The following is a 24,245-nucleotide window of genomic DNA, read 5'->3' on the forward strand; positions in this document are numbered from 1 at the left end:
CGGAGAACGATCATGACCACGCTGACCATCAATGACCTGTCCGCCGCCGAAACCCTCGACAGCAAGCGCATGCACGCCGTGCGCGGCGGTCTCAGCTACATGCCCTTCGCGGCGGTCTACGCCCCGATCAAGCTGGCGTTCGACAGCAGCATCGACGCCAAGCAGTCGATCGCGCAGATGCAGTCCGTCACCAACCTGAACGGCAACGGTTCGGCCTTCCTGGATCACGTCAAGTCCAACGTGCACACCAACCAGAACGCCACCAACAACATCTACGGCTGATTTAGCCACGGCCGCGGCGCGCGGTGGACTTATGCAACCTCCGCGCCTGCCGCCCCGGAACACTCATCGAATCACCTGAAGGAGCACCATCATGTCATCGATCATCGTTCGCGACCTCGCCGTCAGCAAAGACCTCGACCGTGCCTCGCTGCGCGCCGTGCGCGGCGGCAATTCCTGGCTCAGCCGCGGTGTCGGCAGCGTCGGCCCGCTGGCCAACGTGACCGTCAACGTCAACCAGAACATCGCCCAGTTGCAGAGCATCAATGTCAATACGCTCAACAACAGCTTCGTCGGCCACGGCGTCGGCCCGGTGAAGGTCGATGTCAACCCGTCGCAATGGGCCGGCAACTTTGCCGCGGTCTGAGCGCCTGGGTACGGGGAGGGGCGTCGGCCCGCGGGGAGCACCGCGGGCTGTGTTTTGGGGCGGTAATTTTGGCGGGGTTTGTGGCGCTGGGGTTGGGGGTGGGGGGTGGGCGGGGGGTGCGCCCGGGGGGCCGACGCCTATACTGAAGCGGTCCCGCGGCCGCATGGCCGTGGCGCCGCATTACCGGAGACAGCCATGGCAGTAATCGTCATCAAGGATTTGTCCGACAGCATGGATCTCGACCGGCAGGCCATGACCGCCATCTTCGGCGGCGGACGCACTGCCGGCGGCCAGGGATGGCATGGGCTGCGGCGCAGCGGACCGGCGCGCATCGTCGATTACCCGGGCGGCCTGCCCGGCAATCGCCATGTGATGCCACGGGAGGTCCCGCTGGGCCGGTTGCCCAGAAAACCGGCAGGACCGGCAGACGAGGGCACGGGCGGCTAAGCGCGGGCGGCAACGGGTAGAGAGAAACGGTCAATCAAAATGAAAAGCCCGCCAGTAACTGGCGGGCTTGGTTGCGGACGGGCCCGGACCTTCTCGGTCACGCGGTCAACAGTTCGGTCATTCTTTGCCAGGCAGGCTTCCCATGATTCCGCCCATGAAGCGGACGCCCATCCGGACCACCCGGAGAGTCGCAGGAAGACTGGCGCTTGGGGCAATGACCGCAATGCTTGCCGCTAGCAGTGGCGCAATGCCGCTGGAGGAGGTCAAAGCGGGAACGTTTTCGTCCGCCCCGTGCGGGCACCTGTATGCTCGCGACTCCAGTATAGGCAGGAGCCGCGGCCTTTCAACCCGGCTGGCGCCTGCGGAGCGCCAGTGTGGCGCGGGCGGCGCATGCAGGTGACGCCAGGCTGACATATCTGGTTACGTTTTCGCGGTGCAACAAAAATTTCTCACTCTGCTATAATCCGCGCCGTGAGTTTCGCAACTGTGAGATCCGCCAACCGCCCGGCACCGGCTTCACCTCAATGCCGCGGCGAATCCGCTGCCCTCCCAAGCTCTGTTTCCTCGCTGCCGGACGCCTAGTTGTTGTTTGCGCCAGCCGCCCAGCAGAACGCACCGCTCACCTGACGTCGCCTCGTCTCCGATCCTGTTGAACAGCCTGAAACCTGAGCTGTTTGCCTGCCAGGGACATGGCCGGACCGCCTAGCGGAACCAGCCAACACCCTGCCTGCCGCCGTACTGCCAGCTGTGTCTGTCGTAACGGCCTCACCGATTGGCGCCGAAGCCTTTTTAAGACTTTGCACTGCGCCCACCCCATTCTGCGTTTCGGGGTGCCATGCATTTATTTGTTCATTACGACATGACCCAGCACGACATTCGTGCGGAGCAAGCTATTGCCTCCGCGACCGACGCTTCGATCACTTCCGACGCTGCCCAGATTATCGAGAGCCCGCTCGACAAGCTCGACGCCATGCTCAACGGCAGCCCGGCAGCCGAAGTCCAGGCCGCCACTGAAACCGCAGCCACCGAAAGCGGCTTTGCGAAGCTTGGCCTCGACGCGGCCATCCTGCGCGCGCTTTCCGAACTGAACTACAACACGCCGACCCCGGTGCAGGCCCAGGCCATCCCCGCCTTCCTGGCCGGCCGCGACCTGCTGGTGTCGAGCCAGACCGGCTCGGGCAAGACCGCCGCGTTCATGCTGCCCGCGATCCAGCGCATCAGCGAAATGCCGGCGCCGCAGCGCTCGACCGAACCCGCCAAGCGCATGAAGGGCAAGCGCCCCCGTCCGTCGCCGGCCCAGCCCGCACTGCTGGTGCTGACCCCGACGCGCGAACTGGCGCTGCAGGTAACCGAGGCCGCCGCCAAGTACGGGCGCAACCTGCGCCGCATCGTCTGCGCCAGCATCCTGGGCGGCATGCCCTACCCCAAGCAGCTGGCCGCGCTGTCCAAGATGCCTGACATCCTGGTGGCAACGCCGGGCCGCCTGCTCGACCATATCGACGCCGGCCGCATCGACCTGTCGGCACTGCAGATGCTGGTGTTCGATGAAGCCGACCGCATGCTCGACATGGGCTTTGCCGACGACATCGACGCCATCGTCAATGCCACGCCGGCTTCGCGCCAGACGCTGATGTTCTCGGCCACGCTGGATGCGCGCATCGCCCAGCTCGCCTCGCGCCAGCTGAAGGATCCGCAACGCATCGAGATCGCCGCGGCCCGCGCCGACCAGAGCCATATCGAGCAGCGCCTGCACTACACCGACGACATGTCGCACAAGGAGCGCCTGCTGGACCACCTGCTGCGCGACGTCGGTCTCAAGCAGGCCATCGTCTTCACCGCGACCAAGCGCGATGCCGACTCGCTGGCCGAGCGCCTGTCCGACACCGGCTTTGCGGCCGGCGCGCTGCACGGCGACATGACCCAGGGCGCGCGCAACCGCACGCTGACGGCACTGCGCCGCGGCAACCTGCGCATCCTGGTGGCCACCGACGTGGCCGCACGCGGCATCGACGTGCCCGACATCACCCACGTGGTGAACTTCGACCTGCCCAAGCAGGCCGAGGACTACGTGCACCGCATTGGCCGTACCGGCCGCGCGGGCCGCTCGGGCATCGCCATCAACCTGGTCAACCACGGCGACGTGTTCCAGTGGCGCCGCATCGAGCGCTTTACCAACCAGCGCATCGACGCTTCGGTGATCGAAGGCCTGGAGCCGCGCCGCTCGCCCAAGCCGCGCTCGAACTTCGGCGGCAAGCCGGGCGGCCGTGGTGGTGATTTCCGTGGCAATGGCGGCGGCTACCGTGGCGGCGAACGCAGCTTCGGCGACCGCAAGTTTGGCGGCAACGGCGGCGAGCGCAACTTTGGTGAGCGCAAGTTCGGCGGCGAAAGCCGCGGCTTCGGCAACCGCACGGAAGGCGCGCGCCCGTTTGGCGACGACAACCGCGGCGGCTTCGGCAACCGTGAGGGTGGCTACCGTGGCCAGGGCGGCAACGCCGGCAATGGTGGCTATCGTGGTGCCAATGACGGTGCTCGCGGCTTCGGCAACCGTGAAGGCGGCCGCAGCTTTGGCGACGACAACCGCGGCGGCTTCGGCAACCGCGACGGCGCGCGCAGCTTCGGCGACGAGAACCGCGGCGGCTTCGGCAACCGCGATGGCGCCCGCAGCTTCGGCGACGGCAACCGCAACAGCGGCGGCTACCGCGGCAACGGCGAAGGCCGCAGCTTCGGCAATCGTGACGGCAACCGCGGCTTTGGCGGCGGCTTCGGTGGCAATGGTGGCAATGGTGGCAACCGCAACAGCCGCTCGCGCTACGAGCGCTGATTGGCCGGTGCGCTGAGCGCACCTTGCCGCCAGCAGCAAAGGGGCACCCTCGGGTGCCCTTTTTTCATGCTCGCCCGGAGACGCTGGAGCGCGCTACAGCGCGCAGGTGCGGAAGCCGACGAATGCCAGGTCGTCTTCCGGCAGCAGGGCCCAGCGTGCCCGCGCATGGCGCAGCCGCGACGGGCTGGCGAACGATACGCCGCGCACTGCCTGGTGCGTGCCGAAGCGGCCGACAAACTCGCCGTCCGACGGCGCCGCGCTGAAGCCCGCGTAAGGCTCGTACGGCGTCGCCGTCCACTCGCGCAACGCGCCCCACTGCAGCCCGCGGTTCTGCGTGGCCGCCAGTTCCCATTCCGATTCCGCCGGCAGGCGCCTGCCGGCCCAGACACACCACGCCTGCGCTTCGAACAGCGACACGTGGCGCACCGCCTCGTCGGGATTTAGCGTGCGCAGCGTGCCGAAGCGCTCCACCATCCATTGGCGCGAGTCCGGGTGGCGTGACCAGTAGCGCGGGCACGAGCGCTCCTGCGTCATCAGCCACTGGCGGCCCGACGCCGACCACCACGCGGGCCGCTCGTAGCCGCCGTCTTGTATGAATTCCAGGAACTGCGCGTTGCTGACCGGCGCGACATCCATCTCGAAGGCCGGCACATAGGTCGGTTGCGGCGGCAGTTCGTCGGGCCACGCAAAGCCGTCGGGCTCGCTCCAGCCAAGCGTGAAGCGCCCGCCCGGAAACTGCAGCGTGCCGCCCTGCCCGGCCGGCCGGGCACTGCCCGCGGCTGGCGCCGATTCCGCGGGCGCCATGCCCAGCGCCTGCAGCAGCGCGGCCAGCCCCTCGCCCTGCGCATCTTCATGGAACAGCGCGCGGCGGTACGGGTACAGGGTCAGGTCGCCGTCGTCGGGCAGCAAGGCCACCCGGCGCAGCAAGCCGTCGAGCACATCGGCGGCATAGCGCTTGACCACGGCCACGTCGGGCAGCGTGACTTCCCAGCGCTCGTCCGGGCCGATGCGGTCGGGATCGAACCATTCGTCGGCGCCGTCGAGCAGCGAAGGCTCGGACGCCACCGGCACCGGCACGCCGCCGCGGTCTACCTGGCGCACGCCGCGCAGGCACCACCACTCGGCATGCCAGGCGACATGGCCCAGAGTCCACAGCGGCGGGTCGGCATCGTACTGGCGCGGCACGTCCCAGGCGCGGCGCGTCTGGCCAAACGGTGCCAGCCATGCCAGCGTACGGCTGCGCGTCTCGACCAGCGCCTGCGCCAGGCCTTCGCGCGGCAGCCGCCGCGGATCGGACCAGGCTGCCTTGCCGCCGGTGAAATAGAGATCGGGAAGCATGGGAAAGCCGCTCATCGACAGGTCCGCGCAGGGAGATGGAGTGGGAAGGCAATGGCCGCACCGGCGTGCAGCCTGCAGCGCACGCCGGTGCGGCCATTATGACATCACCTGCCGGCCCTGCCCCGACCCCGCCCGAGTCTTGCCGGCAAGCTCAGCCGCGCGCGTGGAACACCGCGAACCAGCCTTGCGGATCGGTCCAGCAGACCGGGTCTTCAAATCCCGCGGCCTCGAGCAGCAGCGCGAAGTCGTCCGGCTTGTACTTGTAGGAGTCCTCGGTATGGATGCGCTCGCCCGCGCCGAACTCGCGCGCGCCGCCCTCCCACTGCACGCGCACGTCACGGCATGCCTCCAGGTGCATCTGGATGCGCGACGCCTCGCGGTCGAAGCTGGCCACGTGGCGCCAGTCCGCCAGTACGAAGTCGGTGCCGACGATCCGGTTCACGTTGCGCAGCATATTGCGGTTGAAGGCGGCCGTGACGCCCAGCGCATCGTCATAGGCGGACACCAGCGCGGCCTCGTCCTTGTGCAGGTCGACGCCGATCAGCACGCCATCGCCGCGCCCGGCCGCGCCGCGCAGCCGCTGCAACAGCGCCAGCGCTTCCATCGGCGAGAAATTGCCGATGCTCGAGCCCGGGTAGAAGAACAGCCGCCTGCCGCGTTTGACGTTGCGCGGCAGGTCGAACGGCGCGCACAGGTCGGCGCCCAGCCCCAGCATCGGGATGCCAGGATGCTGCTGCTGCAGCGACGACAGCGTCGCGCGCAGGAAATCGACCGAGATATCGAGGGCCACGTATTGCGCCGGCCGCAGGCTGCCGAACAGGCGCGCGGCCTTCTCGCAATTGCCGGCGCCCAGGTCCACCAGCACGCAGCCGCTGCCGGCGCGAGCCGCAATGGCGGGGGCGGCGCTGGCAAAGATGGCCGCCTCGGTGCGCGTCGGGTAGTACTCGGGCAGGTCGGTGATCGCCTCGAACAGGCGCGAGCCCAGCACGTCGTAGAAGAACTTGGGACTGATCGCCGCCGGCTCGGCGCACAGTCCCGCCAGCAGCTGCCGGCGCAGGGCGCCGCTGTCCTCGCAATACTGCTGCACGAACTCGGGCTGGGGAGGCGGGCGGTGCGCCTGGCCGTTGGCCAGTCCGACCAGCGCGGGCTGGGCGCCGGCCGCCGGCGCTATGGCATGCCCGTTGTGATGGTGGTTGTGGAGAGTGGTCTGCGGGGTCTGCTGGGAAGAGGCGTTCGGCGGGTTCTGGACAGCCGGCATGACGTTTCCTTGTGTGGTCGCGAATGGTTACTGCTTCACTGCGTATTCCCCAAGGCCGCGCTGTGCATGTCGTGCGCGCCGGTCTCCGCAACCCGCCCCTGTGCTGTCTGGGGCGCATCGGTCGGATCCGAGCTTCAAGGATAGGTGCATCCGGCGGATTGCGCACCGTTGCACGCCGGAATGGGCACGATGCAGCACACGCCACAACTTGAGTCAGTATCTCCCCCAATAAGCCACACCGGCAACAGTTCGTTTATAATGCCGCCCAGCGCGGCCTCAGTGGCCCGCGACCCTCAAAGGGGAGTAGCTCCGGGGCTGATGCCCTTAGCACAATCGTCATTCCGGGACTCCGTCTCCGGTTGTGCTGACCGCCGGCGCGCATACCGCGCTTGTGGTCGAGCAAGACCTTTGCAACCTGGACTTCATGGTTTGCAAAGGCGCCCCCATGCCCCGTGCTCCGCGAATCCAGGCGAACCAACGTTAAGCGTGCGCATCTGCGCTGTTTTGTACCCTGATTTGTACCTGAGGAGAGTTCATGGAGTGGTTTACCGATCTGTTCACGATGCAGTTCCTGACGGCCCTGCTGTCGATTGTCGTCATTGACCTGGTGCTGGCCGGCGACAATGCCATCGTGATCGCCCTGGCGGCACGCAACCTGCCCCCGCACCTGCAAAAGAAAGCCATCATCTGGGGCACCATCGGTGCCGTGGTGGTGCGTTCGGCCATGACGATCGGCGTGGTCTGGCTGCTGAAGATCCCGGGGCTGCTGCTGGTCGGCGGCCTGGCGCTGGTGTGGATCGCCTACAAGCTGCTCTCCGACGAAAGCGGCGAAGAAGGGCACGGCTCAGGCGCCGCGACCCTGTGGGGCGCGATGAAGACCATCATCATCGCCGATGCGGTGATGGGCGTGGACAACGTGCTGGCCGTGGCCGGCGCCGCGCACGGCAGCTTCCTGCTGGTGGTGCTGGGCCTGCTGATCAGCATCCCCATCGTGGTGTGGGGCTCGAGCCTGGTGCTCAAGCTGATGGCTCGCTTCCCGGCCATCATCTACGTGGGCGCGGGCGTGCTGGCGTTCACGGCGGTGAAGATGATCGTGCACGAGCCGCTGGTCAAGGCCTTCTTCGAGGCCAACCCGGTGGTCAACTGGGGCCTGTACGTGCTGATCATCGGCGGCGTGCTGGGTGCCGGCTACCTGGTGCAGAAGCGCCGCGACCAGCAGGAACCGGCTGGCAGCCACTAAGGCTTGCCGCCGCGCCGGGGCAGCCGCCCCGGCCTGCTGAAGGAAGGGCCGCCCGGAAGGGTGGCCCTTCTTGCTTTAAAATGCCTGCTTTGCGGGTCCAGCGCCCGCGTCACATCCCCTGCCCCGCGCCGATGAAACAGTATCTCGACTTCATGCGCCATGTGTACGAGCATGGCACCGACAAGGCCGACCGCACCGGCACCGGCACGCGCTCGGTGTTCGGCTACCAGATGCGCTTCGACCTGCGCGAAGGCTTCCCGGTGGTGACCACCAAGAAGCTGCACCTGAAGTCCATCATCCTGGAACTGCTGTGGTTCCTGCAGGGCTCGACCAACGTGCGCTGGCTGCAGGAAAACGGCGTCAGCATCTGGGACGAGTGGGCCGACGAGAACGGCGAACTGGGCCCGGTGTACGGCTCGCAGTGGCGCTCGTGGCCAGCGCCGGACGGCCGCCATATCGACCAGATCACCGACCTGATGGCGCAGATCCGCGCCAACCCGGACTCGCGCCGGCTGATCGTGTCGGCCTGGAACGTGGCCGATATCCCGCGCATGAAGCTGCCGCCCTGCCACGCGTTCTTCCAGTTCTACGTGGCCGACGGCAAGCTGTCGTGCCAGCTGTATCAGCGCAGCGCCGACATCTTCCTGGGCGTGCCGTTCAATATCGCCAGCTATGCGCTGCTGACGCACATGATCGCGCAGCAGGCCGGGCTGGAAGTGGGCGACTTCATCTGGACCGGCGGCGACTGCCATATCTACAACAACCACTTCGAGCAGGTGCAGACCCAGCTGGCGCGCGAGCTGCTGCCGCTGCCGCGGCTGAAGATCCTGCGCAAGCCCGACAGCATCTTCGACTACCGCTACGAAGACTTCGAACTGGACGGCTACCAGTCGCATGCCGCCATCAAGGCACCGGTGGCGGTATGACGATCCTGACCCTGGTTGTCGCGAAGGCCCGCAACGGCACCATCGGCCGCGACAACACGCTGCCGTGGCGCCTGCCGGAAGACCTCGCGCATTTCAAGCGCACCACCATGGGCGCGCCCGTGATCATGGGCCGCAAGACCTGGGACTCGATCGGCCGCCCGCTGCCGGGCCGGCGCAATATCGTGGTCAGCCGCAACCCGGACCTGCACATCGAAGGCGCCGAAGTGGCAACGTCGCTGGAAGACGCGCAGCGCCTGTGCGTTGGCGTCGACCAGATCTTCCTGATCGGCGGCGCGCAGCTGTATGCCGAGGCGATGCCATGCGCCGACCGGCTGGTCGTGACCGAGATCGATGCCGACGTGGAAGGCGACGCCTTCTTCCCGCCGATCGACCGCACGCAATGGCTGGAAACCGCGCGCGAGACGCACCATTCCGAGGCCAACGGCTTCGACTATGCGTTCGTCACCTACGATCGCCCGCCTTCGGAAGAATCCTGAGCCCGGTGCCGCCGGCATTGACAAATCCCGCCGCATCGCCCAAAGTCTGGCCCATGGACCGCCGTCACTTCCCCATCGCGCGAATTATTCGCACCATTCTCCGAATGGTGGGTTAGCGCGCGTCCAGAACCAGATTTCCGCAAACACCCGCCCTGCAGGCGGGTGTTTTGTTTTCCGGCTCCAGGGCAATCGACAACGAACCCCGGAGCCTCCCCATGCACGCCACCACCGACGCCGCCGCTGACGACGCCACTGAAGTCGCCACTGAAGTCGCCACATCCGCCGCGTCCGACGATCATGCCTACCTGAAGCGCATCCTGACCGCACGCGTCTACGATGTGGCGCGCGAAACCGAGCTGGACTTTGCCAGGCACCTGTCCGCCCGGCTGCACAACCAGGTCTACCTCAAGCGTGAAGACACCCAGCCGGTGTTCTCGTTCAAGCTGCGCGGCGCCTACAACAAGATGGCGCAGCTGAGTCCCGAGGCGTTGCGGCGCGGCGTCATCACGGCTTCGGCCGGCAATCATGCGCAAGGCGTGGCACTGTCCGCGGCGCGGCTCGGCGTGCGCGCGCTGATCGTGGTGCCGACCACGGCGCCGCAGGTCAAGGTCGACGCGGCGCGCGCGCATGGCGGTCCCACCGTCGAGGTGGTCCAGGCCGGCGACTCCTATACCGATGCCTACCGCCACGCGATGCGGCTGCAGGCCGAGCAAGGACTGACTTTCATCCCGGCATTCGATGACCCCGATGTCATCGCCGGCCAGGGAACGGTCGCGGCGGAAATCCTCAACGCGCACCGCGGCCCGATCCACGCGATCTTCGTGCCGATCGGCGGCGGCAGCCTCGCCGCGGGCGTGGCCACCTACGTCAAGGCGGTGCGGCCGGAGATCAAGGTCATCGGCGTGCAGACGGAAGACTCATGCGCGATGGCGCAGTCGGTCCGCGCGGGGCGGCGCGTCGAGCTGGAGGAGGTGGGACTGTTTTCGGATGGCACCGCGGTCAAGCTGGTCGGCGAAGAGACCTTCCGGCTGTGCCGCCGCTACCTGGACGAGATCGTCACCGTCGACACCGACGCGCTGTGCGCGGCGATCAAGGACGTGTTCGAGGACACGCGCAGCGTGCTGGAGCCGGCCGGCGCGCTGGCGGTGGCCGCAGCCAAGCAATATGCGGCGCGCGAGGGCCTGCGCAACCAGACGCTGGTGGCGGTCACCTCCGGCGCCAATATCAACTTCGAGCGCATGCGTTTCGTCGCCGACCGCGCCGAACTTGGCAACGCGCGCGAAGCCATGTTCGGCGTCACGCTGCCCGAGGCCTGCGGCGCGTTCCGCCGCCTGTGCGCCCGGGTGAGCGACCGGTTTGGCGACCGGCAGATCAGCGAGTTCACTTACCGGATTGCCGATGCACAGGCCGCGCACGTCTTTGTCGGCATGCAGCTGCGCACGCCCGGCGAGGCGACAGAGATCCTCGACACGCTGCACGCCGACGGCTTCCCGGCGATCGACCTGACCGCCGACGAGGTGGCCAAGGAGCATGTGCGGCATATGATCGGCGGCCGCTCACCGCTGGCGCGCGGCGAGCGCCTGTTCCGCTTTGAATTCCCCGAAAAGCCGGGGGCATTGATGGCCTTCCTGTCGGCGCTGGCGCCGGACTGGAACATCAGCCTGTTCCACTACCGCAACCAGGGCGGCGATACGGGATCGGTGCTGGCCGGCATCCAGGTGAGCGACGGCCAGGTGCAGGCTTTCCGCGAGCGGCTGGCCACGCTGGGCTATCCCTGGCAGGAAGTCAGCGACAATCCGGCGTATCGCATGTTTCTCGCGTAAACGCGAGCGAGCCGCCCGCAGGCGGCTCGCCAGTCCATCATTTGCCGATCAGGTGCCAGCCAGTCGCCGATCAGGTGCCGATCAGTTGCCGGCGATGGTCATCTGCTCGATCAGGATCGAGCCGGTTTCCTTGGTGCCGCGGATCAGCGAATCGGCGCCGATCGCGACGATCTGCTGGAACATCTCGGCCATATTGCCGGCAATCGTGATTTCCTCCACCGGGTACTGGATCACGCCGTTCTCGACCCAGTAGCCCGACGCACCGCGCGAATAATCGCCGGTCACGTAGTTGACGCCCTGCCCCATCAGCTCGGTCACCAGCAGGCCGGTGCCGAGCTTGCGCAGCATCGCCGGGAAGTCGTCGCCGGGGTCGGTAAGGTTGCTGTGCAGCGTCAGGTTATGCGAGCCGCCGGCGTTGCCGGTGGTCTTCATGCCGAGCTTGCGCGCCGAATAGGTCGACAGGAAATAGCCCTGCACCACGCCGTCGCAGACCACATCGCGCTCGCGCGTGCGCACGCCTTCTTCGTCGAACGGGGCGCTGCCCATCGCGCCCGGGGTGTGCGGCTGCTCGTGGATCTGCACGTGCGGCGCGAACACGGCCTTGCCCAGCGTATCGCACAGGAAGGTGGACTTGCGGTACAGCGCGCCGCCCGACACCGCCTGCACGAAGGCGCCCAGCAGGCCGGCGGCCAGCGGCGCCTCGAACAGCACCGGGCAGCGGCGCGTGGACAGCTGGCGCGCCTGCAGCCGCGCCAGCGCGCGCTCGGCGGCGTAGCGGCCGATATCCTCGGGGTTGGCCAGTGCCAGCGGCGAGCGCTTGGACGAGTACCAGTCATCGCGCTGCATGCCGCCGCCGCTGCCGGCGATCGGCGCGCACGAGATGAAATGGCGCGAATACGGATAACCGCCCGAGAAACCGCGCGTGGTCGCCAGCACGAACTGCGAGTGCTGCGCCGACACGCTGGCGCCGTCGCTGTTGCGGATGCGCGGCGACACCGCGAAGGCGGCGGCCTCGGCGCGGGTGGCGATGTCGATGGCGGCCTCGGCATCGATGGTCCAGGGATGGAACAGGTCCAAATCCTGCGGCGAGCGCTCCAGCAGTTCTTCTTCGGCCAGGCCCGCGCACTCGTCTTCCGCGGTGAAGCGGGCGATGTTGTAGGCCGCCTCGGCAGTGGCGCGCAGCGCTGCCGGCGAGAAGTCCGAGGTGCTGGCGTTGCCGCGGCGCTTGCCGATCATCACCGTGACGCCGACCACCTTGTCGCGGTTCTGCTCGATCGTTTCCACCTGCCCCTTGCGCACCGATATGGACAGGCCGCTGCCTTCGGAGATCTCCGTGGCGGCGTCCGTCGCGCCCAGCTCGCGTGCCACACGCAGCACATCGGCGGCCATCTCGCTGAGCTGGGCCTGGGTGTAGGTGAAATGCGCGGTCTGTTCTGCGATCTGGTCCATGGGGGATCCGTGCCTGGGGTCATCAAAAGTCCAAGCGGCAATCATAGCAAGATAAAATGCCGGTCATGATGCGAAATTCCCGTAATTCCCAAGGCTCGCGCTTCCCCGGCGCGTTTTCGCCGGAGCCCGAAGACGACGAACCGAAAAGCAAGTCGCAGCGCAAGCGCGACATGACCGCCCTGCAGGACCTTGGCGCCGAGCTCGAGGCGCTGCCCAAGGACCGGCTGGCGCGCGTGCCCATGCGCGAGTCGCTCGCCGACGCCATCCACGAGGCGCGCCGCACCACCAGCCATGAGGGCAAGCGCCGCCAGATGCAGTTCGTGGGCAAGGTCATGCGCGGCCTGGACGACGACGAGGTCGAGGCGATCCGCGCCGCGCTGGAAGGCTTCAAGGGCACCAGCAAGGCCGAGACCGCGCGCATGCACCTGATCGAGCGCTGGCGCGAGCTGCTGCTGGCCGACGACGCGGCGCTGACGCGGTTCCTCGGCGAGCACCCGGTCGCCGACGTGCAGTCGCTGCGCAACATCATCCGCAACGCACGCAAGGAGAAGGAGCAGGCCAAGCCGCCGCGCTACTTCCGCGAACTGTTCCAGGCCATCAAGGCAGCGCTCGACGCCAAGGACGGCGCGGCCTCCACCGACGCAGCCCCTTCCCCGGAGCCCGAGGCATGACCCAGACCACGCAGTCCACGCAGCCGGTATCCCGCAACCATCCCGACGAACTCGTCGTCGGCTTTGTCTCGGTCTCGGACCGTGCCTCGGCCGGCACCTACCAGGACGAAGGCATTCCGGCGCTGCGCGAGTGGTTCGGCCGCACGCTGACCTCGCCGTGGCAGGCGGTGGAGCGGCTGATTCCCGATGAGCAGGCGCAGATCTCGCGCACGCTGATCGAGCTGGTGGACGTGGCCGGCTGCGACCTGGTGCTGACCACCGGCGGCACCGGCCCGGCGCGGCGCGATGTCACGCCGGAGGCCACGCTGGCGGTGGCCACCAAGGAAATGCCGGGCTTCGGCGAGCAGATGCGGCAAGTGAGCCTGCACTTCGTGCCGACCGCGATCCTGTCGCGCCAGGTGGCGGTGATCCGCGAGACCGCCAGCCGCGCCGCGCTGATCATCAACCTGCCCGGCCAGCCGCGCGCCATCCGCGAGACGCTGGAAGGCCTGCGCGATGCCGACGGCAAGGCGGTGGTGCAAGGCATCTTCGCCGCGGTGCCGTACTGCATCGACCTGATCGGCGGGCCTTACATGGAAACCGACGAGGCCGTGGTCAAGGCCTGGCGGCCGAAGAACGCGGTGCGCGCCAAGCCTGCTGCCTGAGTCACGGAAATCACGGAAATCACGGAAACCTTGCCGCCGGCGCCTGCCGGCGGCTAGCCCTTCCCTCTCTCCCGCGCCTCAGCGCAATCCCAGGTACAACCCCGCCGGCACGAACACCACCGCGGCAATATTGCCGAGCAGCACGATTGACGCGACCTGGTCGGGCTCCTGCCGGAAATGGTCGGCGATCAGGAAGTTCAGCACCGCCGGCGGCAGCGCCGCGAATACGAACAGCAGTCCGCGCTGCAGTTCCGTCAGCGGCACCCACTGCGCCAGCAGCAGCGCCACCGCGATGCCGGTCAGCGGGCACGCCACCGCGCCCACCACGCCCATGCCCCAGTTGCGCAGGCTTACGTCCTTCATGCGCACGCCCAGCGCGAACAGCATCAGCGGCACGGTGGCGTCGCCCAGCAGCTTGACCGACTGGTACACCGGGTCCGGCAACGTGAACCAGGGCCGCGCCAGCGACAGCCCGACACCGGCCACCGTCGCCAGCACCATCGGGTTGCGCGCGATCTGCGCCATCGACGCATGCCGGTTGACGATCTTCAGGCCGAGGGTGAAGTGCATCAGGTTCGACGCCGCGAACAGCGCCACCGCCGGTGCCAGCCCGGCGTGGCCGAAGGCAAAGACCGACAGCGGCAAACCCATGTTGCCGCAGTTGTTGAACATCATCGGCGGCACGAAGGTGCGGGGATCGACCTTGAGCAGCCGCGCCACCGCCCACGCCAGCACGCCCGAACCCAGCACCACCGCCACCGCGCAGACCAGCAGCACCAGCTGGTCGGCCAGCACGAAGTCCTTGCTGACAAAGGCCGACACCACCAGCAGCGGCGCGATCACATCGAGCGTGGCGCGGTTGATCCCGGCCATGTCCGGATGGGCCTTGCGCCCGTACAGCCACCCGACCAGGATGATCAGGATGACCGGCGTGATGATGGAAACGATGCGCTCGAACATGGCAGGCTCGACGGGAGGTGCCCGGAAGGGCAGCGCGCGCCCCGTCGGTGGTGGTTGGTTGTTGTTGCCGTCGCGGGCCGGGAACCCGGCTTATTGCGCCGGGGTGTCGGCAGCAGGAGTGTCGGCAGGCGGAGTGGCCGCCGGGGCGCCCGGCGGCGTGTGACGGATAAAGTGGGTGCGGTAGTAGCGCAGCTCTTCCACCGATTCCAGGATGTCGGCCAGCGCCGTGTGCAGCTGGCGCTTGACGAAGCCCTTGTGGATGACCGGCTCCCAGCGCTTGCACAGCTCCTTGAGCGTGGACACGTCCAGGTTGCGGTAGTGGAAGAACGCCTCCAGCTTCGGCATGTAGCGCGCCATGAAGCGGCGGTCCTGGCAGATCGAGTTGCCGCACATCGGCGACTTATTGGCCGGCACCCAGCGCTTCAGGAAGGCCAGCAGCTCGGCCTCGGCCTGCTCCTCGGTCAGCGTGGACGCCTTGACCTTGTCGATCAGGCCGGAGCGGCCGTGAGTGCCCTTGTTCCAGTTGTCCATGCCGTCGAGCACGGCATCGCTCTGGTGGATCACCAGCACCGGGCCTTCGGCCAGGATATTGAGTTCGGAGTCGGTAATGACGACCGCCACCTCGATGATGCGGTCGGTATCCGGCTGCAAGCCGGTCATTTCCATGTCCAGCCAGATCAGGTTGTTTTCGCTTTTGACGGATTTGGCGGTGGCGTGGGTGGTCATCTGGACTGCTGAGATAGGGATTTGGGGAAGCGGCCGCGGCGGAGGCGGACGCGAACAACTTATAATTCTCGCATATCCGTCCCAAGGCTCTTGCCGATGTTCACCTTTGTCTTCCTCGCCGCGCTGGTGCTGATGGTGCTGACCAAGCTCTGGCTGGCCGCGCGCCAGGTGCGTCATGTGGCACAGCACCGCAACGCGGTGCCGGCTCGCTTTGCCGACACCATCACGCTCGCCTCGCATCAGAAGGCGGCCGACTACACCATCGCCCGCACCCGGCTGTCGATGCTTGAAGTGCTGGCCGGCGCCGCGGTGCTGATCGGCTTCACCATGCTGGGCGGGCTGCAGTGGCTCAACCAGTTCTGGCTGGAAACCTTCGGCCCGGGCTATGCGTATGGCGTGGCGCTGGTCGCCAGCGTGGCGGTAATTGGCGGGCTGGTGGACCTGCCCTTCTCGCTCTACGGCCAGTTCGGCATCGAGGAGCGCTTTGGCTTCAACAAGATGACCTTCGGCCTGTGGCTGGCCGACATGGTCAAGATGCTGGCGGTCGCCAGCGTGCTTGGCCTGCCGCTGCTGCTGGCGGTGCTGTGGCTGATGGAACGCGCCGGCTCGCTGTGGTGGCTATGGACATGGCTGGTGTGGATGGGCTTCAACCTGTTCCTGCTGGTGGTCTTCCCGACCTTTATCGCGCCGCTGTTCAACAAGTTCGAGCCGCTGGCCGACGAATCGCTACGCCAGCGCATCGAGGGCCTGATGCAGCGCTGCGGCTTTGCCAGCAAGGGCCTGTTTGTGATGGATGGCAGCAAGCGCAGCGCGCACGGCAACGCCTACTTCACCGGCTTCGGCGCGGCCAAGCGCATCGTCTTCTTCGACACGCTGCTGGCACGCCTGTCGGGCGACGAGATCGAGGCGGTGCTGGCTCACGAGCTCGGCCACTTCAAGCGCCGCCACGTGGCCAAGCGCATCGCCGTCACCTTTGCACTGAGCCTGGTGTTCCTGGCGCTGCTGGGCTGGCTGGCGACGCGCACGTGGTTCTACACCGGCCTCGGCGTGGCGCCCAACCTGGGCGTGTCCAACCACGCGCTGGCACTGGTGCTGTTCTTCCTGACGCTGCCGGTGTTCACTTTCCTGCTCGGGCCGCTGTCGAGCCAGTCGTCGCGCCGCCATGAATTCGAGGCCGACGCCTTCGCCGCCGACCAGACCAACGCCGGCCACCTGGTGTCGGCACTGGTGAAGCTGTACAAGGACAACGCTTCGACCCTCACGCCCGATCCGCTCTACAGCGCCTTCTACTACTCGCATCCGCCCGCCGCGCAGCGGATCGACCGGTTGCTGGCGCACGCATGAGCCGCACCTCCCGACACCGCGGCGCCGGCGGCGCCAATACCGGCACGAATGCAGGCAAAAGCGCCGAGCCCGCACTGATCATCGCCGCGCACGGCCGCCACTACGTAGTCGAGCTGGCCGACGGCACGCGCATGCATGCCTTCCCGCGCGGCAAGAAGAGCGACAGCGCCGTGGGCGACCATGTCAGCGTCGAGCGCGCCGCGGCGGACCAGTGCGTGATCACCAAAGTCCAGGCGCGCAAGAACCTGCTGCACCGTTCCGACCAGTTCAAGTCCAAGCTGCTGGCGGCCAATATCGACCAGGTCATCATCGTGCTGGCGACCGAGCCGGGCTTCTCCGAGGACCTGCTTGGACGCGCGCTGGTATCGGCAGAGGCGCTGGAGATCCGGCCCCTGATCGTGCTCAACAAGACCGACCTGCCCGAGCGGCTGGACGAGGCGCGCCGGCGCCTGGCGCTGTACCGCGAGCTGGGCTACGACACGCTGGAACTGTCGGTGCGCGCCGATCCGGAGCAGGCGCTGGCGGCACTGCGGCCGCGGCTGGCGGGGCTGTCCAGCATCCTGATCGGGCAGTCGGGCATGGGGAAGTCGTCGCTGCTGAACCTGCTGATCCCGGGGGTGGATGCGCAGACGCGCGAGATCTCGGCCAAGCTCGATTCCGGCAAGCACACCACCACCTTCACGCGGCTGTACCACCTGCCGGCGGACTGGGGCACGGTCGATGGGCGCCAGGGGGCGCTGATCGACTCGCCCGGCTTCCAGGAATTCGGCCTGTACCACCTGAGCGAAGGCATGCTGGAACGCGCCTTCCCGGAGTTCCGGCCGCGTCTGACCGAGTGCCGCTTCTACAACTGCCACCACACCAACGAACCCGGCTGCGGCGTGCTGGCTGCGGTGGCATCCGGCGCGATCGCCGAGCGTCGCCACCAGCTCTACGCGCAACTGCTGCACGAATCCAGCCAGCAGAAGCCGTGGTAAGGTAGGTGCACTGGGTAACCGGCGAGTCGCCATGAAACTGCTGCTGTACGCCACCTCGCTGGTTCACGCCGCCCATTGCAAGAACGTCCTGCGGGCCGCCGGCATCCGGGCGGAGCTACGCAACACCTGGCTGGGCGGCGCTACCGGCGAGATCCCGTTCCGGGAAAGCGCGCCGCAGGTCTGGCTGCTCGATGACGAGATGGAAGCGCAGGCGTGGGCAGCGCTCAATGCCGCCGCGAACCCGGTCCCAGGTCCGAGCTGGCAATGCCGTCACTGCCACGAATGGCATGAGGCGCAATTCGGCGCCTGCTGGCGCTGCGGCGCGGCCCGCGACTAGCGCCGGCGCCCGTATTCACCTACGCCGGGATCAGCCCACCCACAGCGCCAGCGACAGCATGGCGAGCAGCAGCATCCACAGCACCACCGCTCGCCAAACCAGCCCGACTGCCGACTGCAGCGTGCGCACGCCTGGTTCGGCACCGAATTCCGGCGCCGACGGCTCGGGGCCGTTGTCCTCTTCCATGCCGGGTGCATAGTCAATCGCCGGACCGGCCACGCTGGTGCGCAGCACCACGGTGGAATCGTCCTCAGCCAGCGGCGTGCCCAGGCGCACGCCCAGCGCCCCGCCGCCGCTGGCGAGCAGGATGCCGTTGACCGCATCGTTCCACTTGCGCGCATGGTTGCGCCACGCATACACCGCATCCTCGAAATTGCCGACGATGGCAAAGCCGATCGCGGTCAGGCGCGAAGGAATCCAGTCAAGCAGGTAGAACGCGCTCGCGGCAAAGCGGCCCAGCGCGGGACTGCGTTCGGTCGACGGCTCGTTCCAGTGGCGCCCGAGGTATTCCGCGACTCGGTACAGCACCACGCCGCCGGGCCCGATCGGCACCAGGAACCAGAAGAACACGCCGAACACATGCCGGTGCACGGCGATGATCGCCGCCTCCAGCGTGTGCCGCACGATCTCGGTGACCGGCATGTCGACCGTATCGATACCGGTCCACTCATGCAGCAGCGTGCGCGCGGTATGGACGTCGTCGCGGTTCAGCGCTTCATGGATATCGGTGAAGTAGTGGCTGAACTGGCGGAAGCCCAGCGTCATGTACAACACCAGCACGTTCCACGCGAGTGTCAGCGCCACGCTGATCGATGCGAGCAGATAGTGCACCACGACCACTGCCAGTGTCAGCGGCAGCACCACGGTGAACCAGGCCAGCGCGGCATCGCGGGGGCGGCCGGTGTCGAAGGCGTGCTCGGCTCGGTCGCCCAGCGCGCGCACGATCTCGTGGATCGGGTTGTTGCGGCCCAGGGCGCGGAACTGCTCGGCGATCAGCGCCAGGAGAATGGAAACAAAGGTCATCTTGGTACGGGTGTTCCAAGGGGGCGCGCCTTGCACCGATGTGCCGGTGCAGGCGCAATGCATAGCGAGAAGATAGCACAGCGGTACCTGACCCTACCCGTTGCGACACAAAAAGCAAAAGCCCGCCGGTGGGCGGGCAGGATTACTTCAACGAATCTTCGCGTGGTGGTCAGGGCAGGTCGAACACCAGAACCTCGGCGTCGTCACCGCCTGACAGCACGACCTCGCCGGCCGACTCGAGCTTGGCCGCATCGCCCGCTTCCAGCGCCTTGCCGTTGACCAGCACGCGGCCACGCGCCACATGGACATAGGCGCGGCGACCCGGCGCGAGGGCCAGCGTGGCGGCTTCCTCGCCGTCGAACAGCCCGGCGTACAGGCGCACGTCCTGGTGCACCACCACCGAACCGTCGGCGCCGTCCTGGCTGGCCACCAGGCGCAGCTTGCCGCGCTTGTCGGCCGCCTCGAAGTGCTTTTCCTCGTAGCCCGGCTCGATACCAGTCTGCGCAGGCATGATCCAGATCTGCAGGAAATGGGTCGTATCGTGCGCCGCGTGGTTGTACTCCGAGTGCCGCACACCGGTGCCGGCGCTCATGCGCTGCACGTCGCCGGGGCGGATCACGCTGCCGTTGCCCATGCTGTCCTTGTGCGCCAGTTCGCCTTCGAGCACGTAGCTGATGATCTCCATGTCGCGGTGGCCGTGCGTACCGAAGCCCATGCCCGGCGCGACGCGGTCCTCGTTGATGACGCGCAGCGGCCCGAACTGCACATGCTGCGGATCGTAGTAGTCGGCAAACGAGAACGAATGATAGGACTTCAGCCAGCCGTGATCCGCATAACCGCGCTCTGCAGACTTTCTGATTTCAATCATTTTGATGGGCCTCCTTGGCCTGTTTCCGTGTCGCCACCGGCATCCGAACTGCTTGCAGCCGTTTGGCGGCATGTGCTGCGTTGTTGATGCTAGGAAGTTTAGGCCCCGAGGCGTATATTTACGGGGACCGCCTTAGAAGCACTCATTCAGTTTTTCTGAATATGCCACTTTCACTCGAATCCCTTGAAGTCCTGGACGCCATCGAGCGCAAGGGCAGCTTCGCCGCCGCCGCCCACGAGATGGGCAAGGTGCCCTCCGCGCTGACCTATGTGGTGCGCAAGCTGGAAGAAGACCTCGACGTGCTGCTGTTCGACCGGCGCCGCCACCGCGCCGAACTGACGCCGGCAGGACGCGCACTGCTCGACGAAGGCCGTCACCTGCTGCACGCCGCCGACGACCTGGCGCGCCGCGTCAAGCGGCTGGCCACCGGCTGGGAAGCCACGCTGACCATCGTGGTGGACGACCTGATCAATTTCCGCGCGCTGCTGCCGGTGATCCACGATTTCTATGCCGAGAACACCGCCACGCGGCTGCGCTTTGCCAAGGAAGTGCTGGGCGGCGCCTGGGACGCGCTGGTCAGCAACCGTGCCGACCTGGTGATCGGCGGCGCCTACGACGCGCCGAGCACGCAGGGCTTCCAGATCCGCCCGCTGGGCACGGTGCCGTTCGTGTTCGCGGTGGCGGCGCACCATCCGCTGGCCACCGAGGAAGGCCCGCTCACCACCATCCAGATCGCCAGGCACCGCATCGTCGCGGTGGGCGACACCTCGCGCAACCTGCCGGCGCGAACCCATGGCGTGCTGGCCGGCCAGGACGTGCTGGTGGTGCCGACCATGCGCGACAAGATGGAAGCGCAGATCCGCGGCCTTGGCTGCGGCTGGCTGCCGGCGCCGATGGCGCAGCCGCATATCGAAAGCGGCGTGCTGCAGGTGCGCGAGACGGTCGAAGTGCGTGCCCCGGGCAATTTCAAGGTGGCCTGGCGCACCAGCAACCGCGGCAAGGCACTGCAGTGGTGGGCCGGCAAGCTGGAAGACCCGCGCCTGGCGCAGGCGCTGCTGCTGCAACAACCTGACTTCGCCGGCTGAGGACTTGCGCATGGCAGTGATGGCTGCAACGTTTGCCTCGGCGTCTGGCTATCGCGGCCGCTTCGCCCCCTCGCCGACCGGCCCGTTGCATATGGGTTCGCTGGTCACCGCACTGGCCAGCTGGCTGGACGCGCGCGCGCACGGCGGCCAGTGGCTGGTGCGCATCGAGGACATCGACATGCCGCGCTGCGTGCGCGGGGCCGACCAGGACATCCTGCAGACGCTGGCGCGCCTGGGCATGACGCCGGATGAGCCGCCGGTGTGGCAGAGCCGGCGCGAAGCGCATTACGCCCGGGCGCTGCGCCAGCTCGACGCCGCCGGGCAACTCTACCCCTGCGGCTGCTCGCGCAAGGAAATCGCCGATTCGCTGGTGCACGTGCGGGAGCGGCACCAGACGCTGGGCTACCCCGGCACTTGCCGCCACGGCCTGAACGGCAAGCTGCCGCGCGCGTGGCGCGTGCGCGTGCCAGATGGTCCGGCCGCCACGATCTGTTTCGAGGACCGCTGGCAGGGCCGCCAGTGCCAGGACCTTGAGACCGAGTTGGGGGACTTCGTGCTGCGCCGTGCCGACGGGCTATGGGCCTACCAGCTGGCGGTGGTGGTGGACGATGGCCTGCAAGGCATCACGCATATCGTGCGCGGCGCTGACCTGCAGGACTCGACGCCGCGGCAGATCCACCTGCAGCACCTGCTGGGCCTGCCCACGCCGAGCTACCTGCATGTGCCGGTGGTGGTCAATGAGATCGGGGAAAAGCTGAGCAAGCAGAGCGGCGCGCAGGCGATCGACACCGGCGCGCCGCTGGAGGCGCTGCGCCAGGCCGGCATGCACCTGAGACTGGAAAACAACGAGGGAAATGTGCAGGACTGGCTGGCGCACGCCACCGAGAACTGGCGCCAGCGGATGGCAGCGGCCTGACCCGCAGGCCGCCTCAGGCGGGTCGCCCGATCAGGACTTGCGCGGCACGCCGCCCAGCAGCGCCGCGACCGGGCGCTTGGGCGCCTGGCGGCCACGGTTCAGCGCGGCGGCGATTTCCTCCGACGGCTTGACCTGCGAGCTGCTGGCGCTGGGCTCGTACGGGCGCGAGAAGAACGGATCGTCGGAGGGACGGAACACCTGGCGGCTGCCGCTGTGCTCGTGGCGGCGCGGGCGTTCCTCGCCTTCGCCGTTGCCGCGCGTGCGGCGCAGCTCACCACGCTGGCGGCGGCGCTCGGCTTCTTCCTGGCGCGACTTCTCGCCGGTCGGGTCAAAGCCTTCCAGCTTGCCGCGCGGGATGCTGCGCTTGATCAGCTTTTCAATATCCGACAGCAGGCGCTCGTCATTGCCTGGCACGTAGATCGACAGCGCATCGCCGCTGGCGCCCGCGCGGCCGGTACGGCCGATGCGGTGCACGTAGTCCTCCGCACTGTACGGCACGTCGAAGTTGATCACGCACGGCATGTCGGGGATATCGAGCCCGCGCGCCGCCACGTCGGTGGCAACCAGGGCGTCGATGGTGCCGCTCTTGAAACCGTCCAGCGTCTGCATGCGCTCGGTCTGGGTCTTGTCGCCGTGGATCGCGGAGGCATTGATGCCTTCGCGCTCCAGGTGCCGCGCCAGGCGCGAGCAGCCGATCTTGCTGTTGACGAAGACGATGCACTGGCGCGACAGCCCCTGCTCGGCACGCTGCTTGAGCAGGTGCACCACCGCCGCCTGCTTGTGGCCATCTTCGACCTGGTACACGGTCTGGCGCACGTTCTCGTTGGTCGAGTTGCTGCGCGCCACCTCGATGGTGACCGGCTGCTTCAGGTAGCTGGCGGCCAGGCGCTTGATTTCCGCCGAGAACGTGGCCGAGAACAGCAGCGTCTGGCGTTGCGCCGGCAGCAGGTTGATGATGCGCTGCAGGTCCGGCAGGAAGCCCATGTCGAGCATGCGGTCGGCTTCGTCCAGCACCAGCATCTGCACCTGCGACAGGTTGACCGACTTCTGCTGCACGTGGTCGAGCAGGCGGCCCGGTGTGGCTACCAGGATCTCGACGCCGCGGCGCAGGGCGTCGGTCTGCGGATTCATGTCGACGCCGCCGAAAACCACCGTGCTGCGCAGGTCGGTGTGCTTGGCGTAGCGGGCGACGTTGTCGTAGACCTGGTCGGCCAGTTCGCGCGTGGGCGTCAGCATCAGCGCGCGCACCGGGTGGCGCGCCGGTGAGGCGCTGGCGTTGGCCAGCGGCAGCAGGCGCTGGATGATCGGCAGCGCGAAGCCGGCAGTCTTGCCGGTGCCGGTCTGCGCGGCGCCCATCACGTCCTTGCCGAGCAGCACGACGGGAATGGCCTGCGCCTGGATCGGCGTGGGCGTGGTGTAGCCCTGGTCGGACAAGGCACGCAGGATGCGCGCGTCCAGGCCAAAGCTTTCAAAGGTCTGCACCGCGGTCTGCCCGGCGGTGGTAGGTTCTGGTGCGGTCGTAGTGGTCATGGGTATCGGTGTCTGGCGGGAGGCGAACCCGGCACAAACGGATACGCGTCTGGAACTCATCTCGCCCGGGCTCTCGGCTGGCGCTCGCCTGGCACTGGGGGAGGCGCCGTTGCGGCCATGCCACTTACACAGAGCTTGCAGTTTTGGCCAAGAGAATCAAAGACTTACATTTTAGCATTTCTGCCCGCACAGTGACCAGTATGGCGCGGGCGTGCGGGCGCCGCGACAGTGCGATGCCGCGCCGGAGCGTTTTCAAGAAGCTGTCACATCGGCGATGGATGATGCCGGCGGCGCCGTTGACAAGGCGAACCCGAACCGGCCGCGCGGACGCCACCCTCCGATCACCGAGACCAAATATGGACTTCGAGCAATTCCGCCAGACCTGCCAGCAATTCCTGCGCACTTCGAGCCAGTTCCTTGGCCTGGCCACCGTCCTGCCCTTGCCGGCGCGGCCGGCGAGTCCGCCGGCACAGCCTGCCCAGCAAGCGGCCTGACACGGCGATCCATTGGACCGCCAGCGCGGCATCCAGGTGACCCAGTCGCCGCGGATGCCGTCGTCCTGGATTTACCTTCCTGCAGCCACCCAAGTTCCGTCATTGGTCCAGCTGGCACCTGCCAATGAAAAAGCCCCGCGTGCCGGGGAGGGCAGCGGGGCTAGTGGTAGCGGGGCAACCTTCCGATTACCCACGCAGTGATCTTGTCCGATCGAGCCAGGACCC

At 67.5% G+C, this 24,245-nt stretch carries 24 protein-coding genes; 16 read left to right on the forward strand and 8 right to left on the reverse strand.

Translation table 11 applies throughout. The annotated features are described in order from the left end of the window. The first annotated feature begins 12 nt into the window (after nt 1-12). From VSR71_RS01850 to VSR71_RS01865, 4 genes are all read left to right on the forward strand, one after another. Nucleotides 13-282 (forward strand): hypothetical protein, encoded by a 270-nt coding sequence (locus VSR71_RS01850; protein WP_342912236.1) that lies wholly within the window; start codon nt 13-15, stop codon nt 280-282. Between the two features lie 91 nt (nt 283-373). Next, nucleotides 374-646: a hypothetical protein gene (locus tag VSR71_RS01855; RefSeq protein ID WP_342912237.1), complete on the forward strand. Its 273-nt coding sequence runs from the start codon at nt 374-376 to the stop codon at nt 644-646. A gap of 195 nt (nt 647-841) precedes the next feature. Beyond that, on the forward strand, nt 842-1,093 hold the full coding sequence (locus VSR71_RS01860) for a hypothetical protein (RefSeq protein ID WP_342912238.1): 252 nt from the start codon (nt 842-844) through the stop codon (nt 1,091-1,093). Between the two features lie 859 nt (nt 1,094-1,952). Further along, entirely contained in the window at nt 1,953-3,914 is a 1,962-nt protein-coding gene (locus VSR71_RS01865; RefSeq protein WP_342912239.1) for a DEAD/DEAH box helicase, read from the forward strand. Nucleotides 3,915-4,007: 93 nt separating this feature from the next. Here the strand turns inward: VSR71_RS01865 and VSR71_RS01870 are convergent, their stop codons facing one another. Further along, the gene (locus VSR71_RS01870) at nt 4,008-5,267 is read right to left on the reverse strand and encodes an SUMF1/EgtB/PvdO family nonheme iron enzyme (protein ID WP_342912240.1); all 1,260 of its coding nucleotides are present in this window, start codon (nt 5,265-5,267) and stop codon (nt 4,008-4,010) included. 136 nt (nt 5,268-5,403) lie between these two features. After that, on the reverse strand, nt 5,404-6,510 hold the full coding sequence (gene egtD / locus VSR71_RS01875) for an L-histidine N(alpha)-methyltransferase (RefSeq protein WP_342912241.1): 1,107 nt from the start codon (nt 6,508-6,510) through the stop codon (nt 5,404-5,406). A 535-nt stretch (nt 6,511-7,045) separates the two neighbouring features. On the opposite strand from egtD, the gene VSR71_RS01880 reads away from it, so the two are divergent. From VSR71_RS01880 to ilvA, 4 genes are all read left to right on the forward strand, one after another. Further along, nucleotides 7,046-7,750 (forward strand): TerC family protein, encoded by a 705-nt coding sequence (locus VSR71_RS01880; RefSeq protein ID WP_209759915.1) that lies wholly within the window; start codon nt 7,046-7,048, stop codon nt 7,748-7,750. Nucleotides 7,751-7,881: 131 nt separating this feature from the next. Then, nucleotides 7,882-8,676 carry a thymidylate synthase gene (locus VSR71_RS01885; RefSeq protein WP_342912242.1) on the forward strand — a complete coding sequence of 265 codons (795 nt, stop codon included), beginning with the start codon at nt 7,882-7,884 and terminating at the stop codon, nt 8,674-8,676. After that, nucleotides 8,673-9,173 carry a dihydrofolate reductase gene (locus VSR71_RS01890; RefSeq protein ID WP_342912243.1) on the forward strand — a complete coding sequence of 167 codons (501 nt, stop codon included), beginning with the start codon at nt 8,673-8,675 and terminating at the stop codon, nt 9,171-9,173. The genes VSR71_RS01885 and VSR71_RS01890 overlap by 4 nt, the downstream gene beginning before the upstream one ends. Nucleotides 9,174-9,388: 215 nt before the next feature. After that, nucleotides 9,389-10,996, forward strand: a complete 1,608-nt coding sequence (gene ilvA, locus VSR71_RS01895; protein WP_342912244.1) for a threonine ammonia-lyase, biosynthetic — start codon at nt 9,389-9,391, stop codon at nt 10,994-10,996. A gap of 81 nt (nt 10,997-11,077) precedes the next feature. On the opposite strand, the gene pmbA is transcribed toward ilvA, so the two are convergent. Next, on the reverse strand, nt 11,078-12,445 hold the full coding sequence (pmbA, locus tag VSR71_RS01900; RefSeq protein WP_342912245.1) for a metalloprotease PmbA: 1,368 nt from the start codon (nt 12,443-12,445) through the stop codon (nt 11,078-11,080). A gap of 56 nt (nt 12,446-12,501) precedes the next feature. Between pmbA and yjgA the strand changes: the two genes are divergently transcribed. After that, the gene (gene yjgA, locus VSR71_RS01905; protein WP_428979332.1) at nt 12,502-13,116 is read left to right on the forward strand and encodes a ribosome biogenesis factor YjgA; all 615 of its coding nucleotides are present in this window, start codon (nt 12,502-12,504) and stop codon (nt 13,114-13,116) included. Beyond that, nucleotides 13,113-13,760 carry a molybdopterin adenylyltransferase gene (gene mog / locus VSR71_RS01910; protein ID WP_342912247.1) on the forward strand — a complete coding sequence of 216 codons (648 nt, stop codon included), beginning with the start codon at nt 13,113-13,115 and terminating at the stop codon, nt 13,758-13,760. Before yjgA ends, mog begins: the two co-directional genes overlap by 4 nt. A 78-nt stretch (nt 13,761-13,838) precedes the next feature. Here the strand turns inward: mog and VSR71_RS01915 are convergent, their stop codons facing one another. Both VSR71_RS01915 and orn read right to left on the reverse strand, forming a co-directional pair. Beyond that, nucleotides 13,839-14,720 carry an AEC family transporter gene (locus VSR71_RS01915; RefSeq protein WP_342912248.1) on the reverse strand — a complete coding sequence of 294 codons (882 nt, stop codon included), beginning with the start codon at nt 14,718-14,720 and terminating at the stop codon, nt 13,839-13,841. Nucleotides 14,721-14,810: 90 nt separating this feature from the next. Next, a complete protein-coding gene (gene orn, locus VSR71_RS01920) occupies nt 14,811-15,446 on the reverse strand; it encodes an oligoribonuclease (protein ID WP_342912249.1) in 636 nt (211 codons plus the stop codon). A gap of 96 nt (nt 15,447-15,542) precedes the next feature. On the opposite strand from orn, the gene VSR71_RS01925 reads away from it, so the two are divergent. From VSR71_RS01925 to VSR71_RS01935, 3 genes are read left to right on the forward strand one after another with little or no spacing between them, the layout of a single operon-like run. Beyond that, nucleotides 15,543-16,790 carry a M48 family metallopeptidase gene (locus tag VSR71_RS01925; protein ID WP_342912250.1) on the forward strand — a complete coding sequence of 416 codons (1,248 nt, stop codon included), beginning with the start codon at nt 15,543-15,545 and terminating at the stop codon, nt 16,788-16,790. Continuing rightward, complete coding sequence (rsgA, locus tag VSR71_RS01930) at nt 16,787-17,767, forward strand: ribosome small subunit-dependent GTPase A (protein WP_342912251.1); 981 nt, start codon at nt 16,787-16,789, stop codon at nt 17,765-17,767. The genes VSR71_RS01925 and rsgA overlap by 4 nt, the downstream gene beginning before the upstream one ends. A 31-nt stretch (nt 17,768-17,798) precedes the next feature. After that, a complete protein-coding gene (locus VSR71_RS01935) occupies nt 17,799-18,104 on the forward strand; it encodes a putative signal transducing protein (protein WP_342912252.1) in 306 nt (101 codons plus the stop codon). Nucleotides 18,105-18,134: 30 nt separating this feature from the next. Here the strand turns inward: VSR71_RS01935 and VSR71_RS01940 are convergent, their stop codons facing one another. Beyond that, nucleotides 18,135-19,127, reverse strand: coding sequence for a CobD/CbiB family protein (locus VSR71_RS01940; protein WP_342912253.1), 993 nt, complete (start codon nt 19,125-19,127; stop codon nt 18,135-18,137). 169 nt (nt 19,128-19,296) lie between these two features. Continuing rightward, the gene (locus VSR71_RS01945; protein ID WP_342912254.1) at nt 19,297-19,995 is read right to left on the reverse strand and encodes a pirin family protein; all 699 of its coding nucleotides are present in this window, start codon (nt 19,993-19,995) and stop codon (nt 19,297-19,299) included. Nucleotides 19,996-20,156: 161 nt separating this feature from the next. On the opposite strand from VSR71_RS01945, the gene VSR71_RS01950 reads away from it, so the two are divergent. Both VSR71_RS01950 and gluQRS read left to right on the forward strand, forming a co-directional pair. Continuing rightward, nucleotides 20,157-21,080: a LysR family transcriptional regulator gene (locus VSR71_RS01950; RefSeq protein ID WP_342912255.1), complete on the forward strand. Its 924-nt coding sequence runs from the start codon at nt 20,157-20,159 to the stop codon at nt 21,078-21,080. A 10-nt stretch (nt 21,081-21,090) separates the two neighbouring features. Beyond that, complete coding sequence (gluQRS, locus tag VSR71_RS01955) at nt 21,091-21,996, forward strand: tRNA glutamyl-Q(34) synthetase GluQRS (RefSeq protein WP_342912256.1); 906 nt, start codon at nt 21,091-21,093, stop codon at nt 21,994-21,996. Nucleotides 21,997-22,026: 30 nt separating this feature from the next. On the opposite strand, the gene VSR71_RS01960 is transcribed toward gluQRS, so the two are convergent. Continuing rightward, the gene (locus VSR71_RS01960) at nt 22,027-23,526 is read right to left on the reverse strand and encodes a DEAD/DEAH box helicase (protein ID WP_342912257.1); all 1,500 of its coding nucleotides are present in this window, start codon (nt 23,524-23,526) and stop codon (nt 22,027-22,029) included. 356 nt (nt 23,527-23,882) lie between these two features. Here VSR71_RS01960 and VSR71_RS01965 point away from each other — a divergent pair, with 356 nt between their 5' ends. Continuing rightward, on the forward strand, nt 23,883-24,020 hold the full coding sequence (locus VSR71_RS01965) for a hypothetical protein (protein WP_342912258.1): 138 nt from the start codon (nt 23,883-23,885) through the stop codon (nt 24,018-24,020). Nucleotides 24,021-24,245: the final 225 nt, after the last annotated feature.

The organism is Cupriavidus oxalaticus (assembly GCF_038900635.1).
Taxonomy (GTDB): Bacteria; Pseudomonadota; Gammaproteobacteria; order Burkholderiales; family Burkholderiaceae; genus Cupriavidus; species Cupriavidus oxalaticus_B.

Coding starts and splice junctions, on each gene's coding strand:
- pmbA (WP_342912245.1), bottom strand. CDS start 12,445: ATGGACCAGATCGCAGAACAGACCGCGCATTTCACCTACACCCAGGCC.
- mog (WP_342912247.1), top strand. CDS start 13,113: ATGACCCAGACCACGCAGTCCACGCAGCCGGTATCCCGCAACCATCCC.
- rsgA (WP_342912251.1), top strand. CDS start 16,787: ATGAGCCGCACCTCCCGACACCGCGGCGCCGGCGGCGCCAATACCGGC.
- VSR71_RS01890 (WP_342912243.1), top strand. CDS start 8,673: ATGACGATCCTGACCCTGGTTGTCGCGAAGGCCCGCAACGGCACCATC.
- VSR71_RS01935 (WP_342912252.1), top strand. CDS start 17,799: ATGAAACTGCTGCTGTACGCCACCTCGCTGGTTCACGCCGCCCATTGC.
- VSR71_RS01850 (WP_342912236.1), top strand. CDS start 13: ATGACCACGCTGACCATCAATGACCTGTCCGCCGCCGAAACCCTCGAC.
- VSR71_RS01865 (WP_342912239.1), top strand. CDS start 1,953: ATGACCCAGCACGACATTCGTGCGGAGCAAGCTATTGCCTCCGCGACC.
- VSR71_RS01915 (WP_342912248.1), bottom strand. CDS start 14,720: ATGTTCGAGCGCATCGTTTCCATCATCACGCCGGTCATCCTGATCATC.
- egtD (WP_342912241.1), bottom strand. CDS start 6,510: ATGCCGGCTGTCCAGAACCCGCCGAACGCCTCTTCCCAGCAGACCCCG.
- VSR71_RS01860 (WP_342912238.1), top strand. CDS start 842: ATGGCAGTAATCGTCATCAAGGATTTGTCCGACAGCATGGATCTCGAC.
- VSR71_RS01965 (WP_342912258.1), top strand. CDS start 23,883: ATGGACTTCGAGCAATTCCGCCAGACCTGCCAGCAATTCCTGCGCACT.
- VSR71_RS01870 (WP_342912240.1), bottom strand. CDS start 5,267: ATGAGCGGCTTTCCCATGCTTCCCGATCTCTATTTCACCGGCGGCAAG.
- ilvA (WP_342912244.1), top strand. CDS start 9,389: ATGCACGCCACCACCGACGCCGCCGCTGACGACGCCACTGAAGTCGCC.
- VSR71_RS01940 (WP_342912253.1), bottom strand. CDS start 19,127: ATGACCTTTGTTTCCATTCTCCTGGCGCTGATCGCCGAGCAGTTCCGC.
- yjgA (WP_428979332.1), top strand. CDS start 12,502: ATGCCGGTCATGATGCGAAATTCCCGTAATTCCCAAGGCTCGCGCTTC.
- VSR71_RS01960 (WP_342912257.1), bottom strand. CDS start 23,526: ATGACCACTACGACCGCACCAGAACCTACCACCGCCGGGCAGACCGCG.
- gluQRS (WP_342912256.1), top strand. CDS start 21,091: ATGGCAGTGATGGCTGCAACGTTTGCCTCGGCGTCTGGCTATCGCGGC.
- VSR71_RS01950 (WP_342912255.1), top strand. CDS start 20,157: ATGCCACTTTCACTCGAATCCCTTGAAGTCCTGGACGCCATCGAGCGC.
- VSR71_RS01855 (WP_342912237.1), top strand. CDS start 374: ATGTCATCGATCATCGTTCGCGACCTCGCCGTCAGCAAAGACCTCGAC.
- VSR71_RS01880 (WP_209759915.1), top strand. CDS start 7,046: ATGGAGTGGTTTACCGATCTGTTCACGATGCAGTTCCTGACGGCCCTG.
- orn (WP_342912249.1), bottom strand. CDS start 15,446: ATGACCACCCACGCCACCGCCAAATCCGTCAAAAGCGAAAACAACCTG.
- VSR71_RS01945 (WP_342912254.1), bottom strand. CDS start 19,995: ATGATTGAAATCAGAAAGTCTGCAGAGCGCGGTTATGCGGATCACGGC.
- VSR71_RS01885 (WP_342912242.1), top strand. CDS start 7,882: ATGAAACAGTATCTCGACTTCATGCGCCATGTGTACGAGCATGGCACC.
- VSR71_RS01925 (WP_342912250.1), top strand. CDS start 15,543: ATGTTCACCTTTGTCTTCCTCGCCGCGCTGGTGCTGATGGTGCTGACC.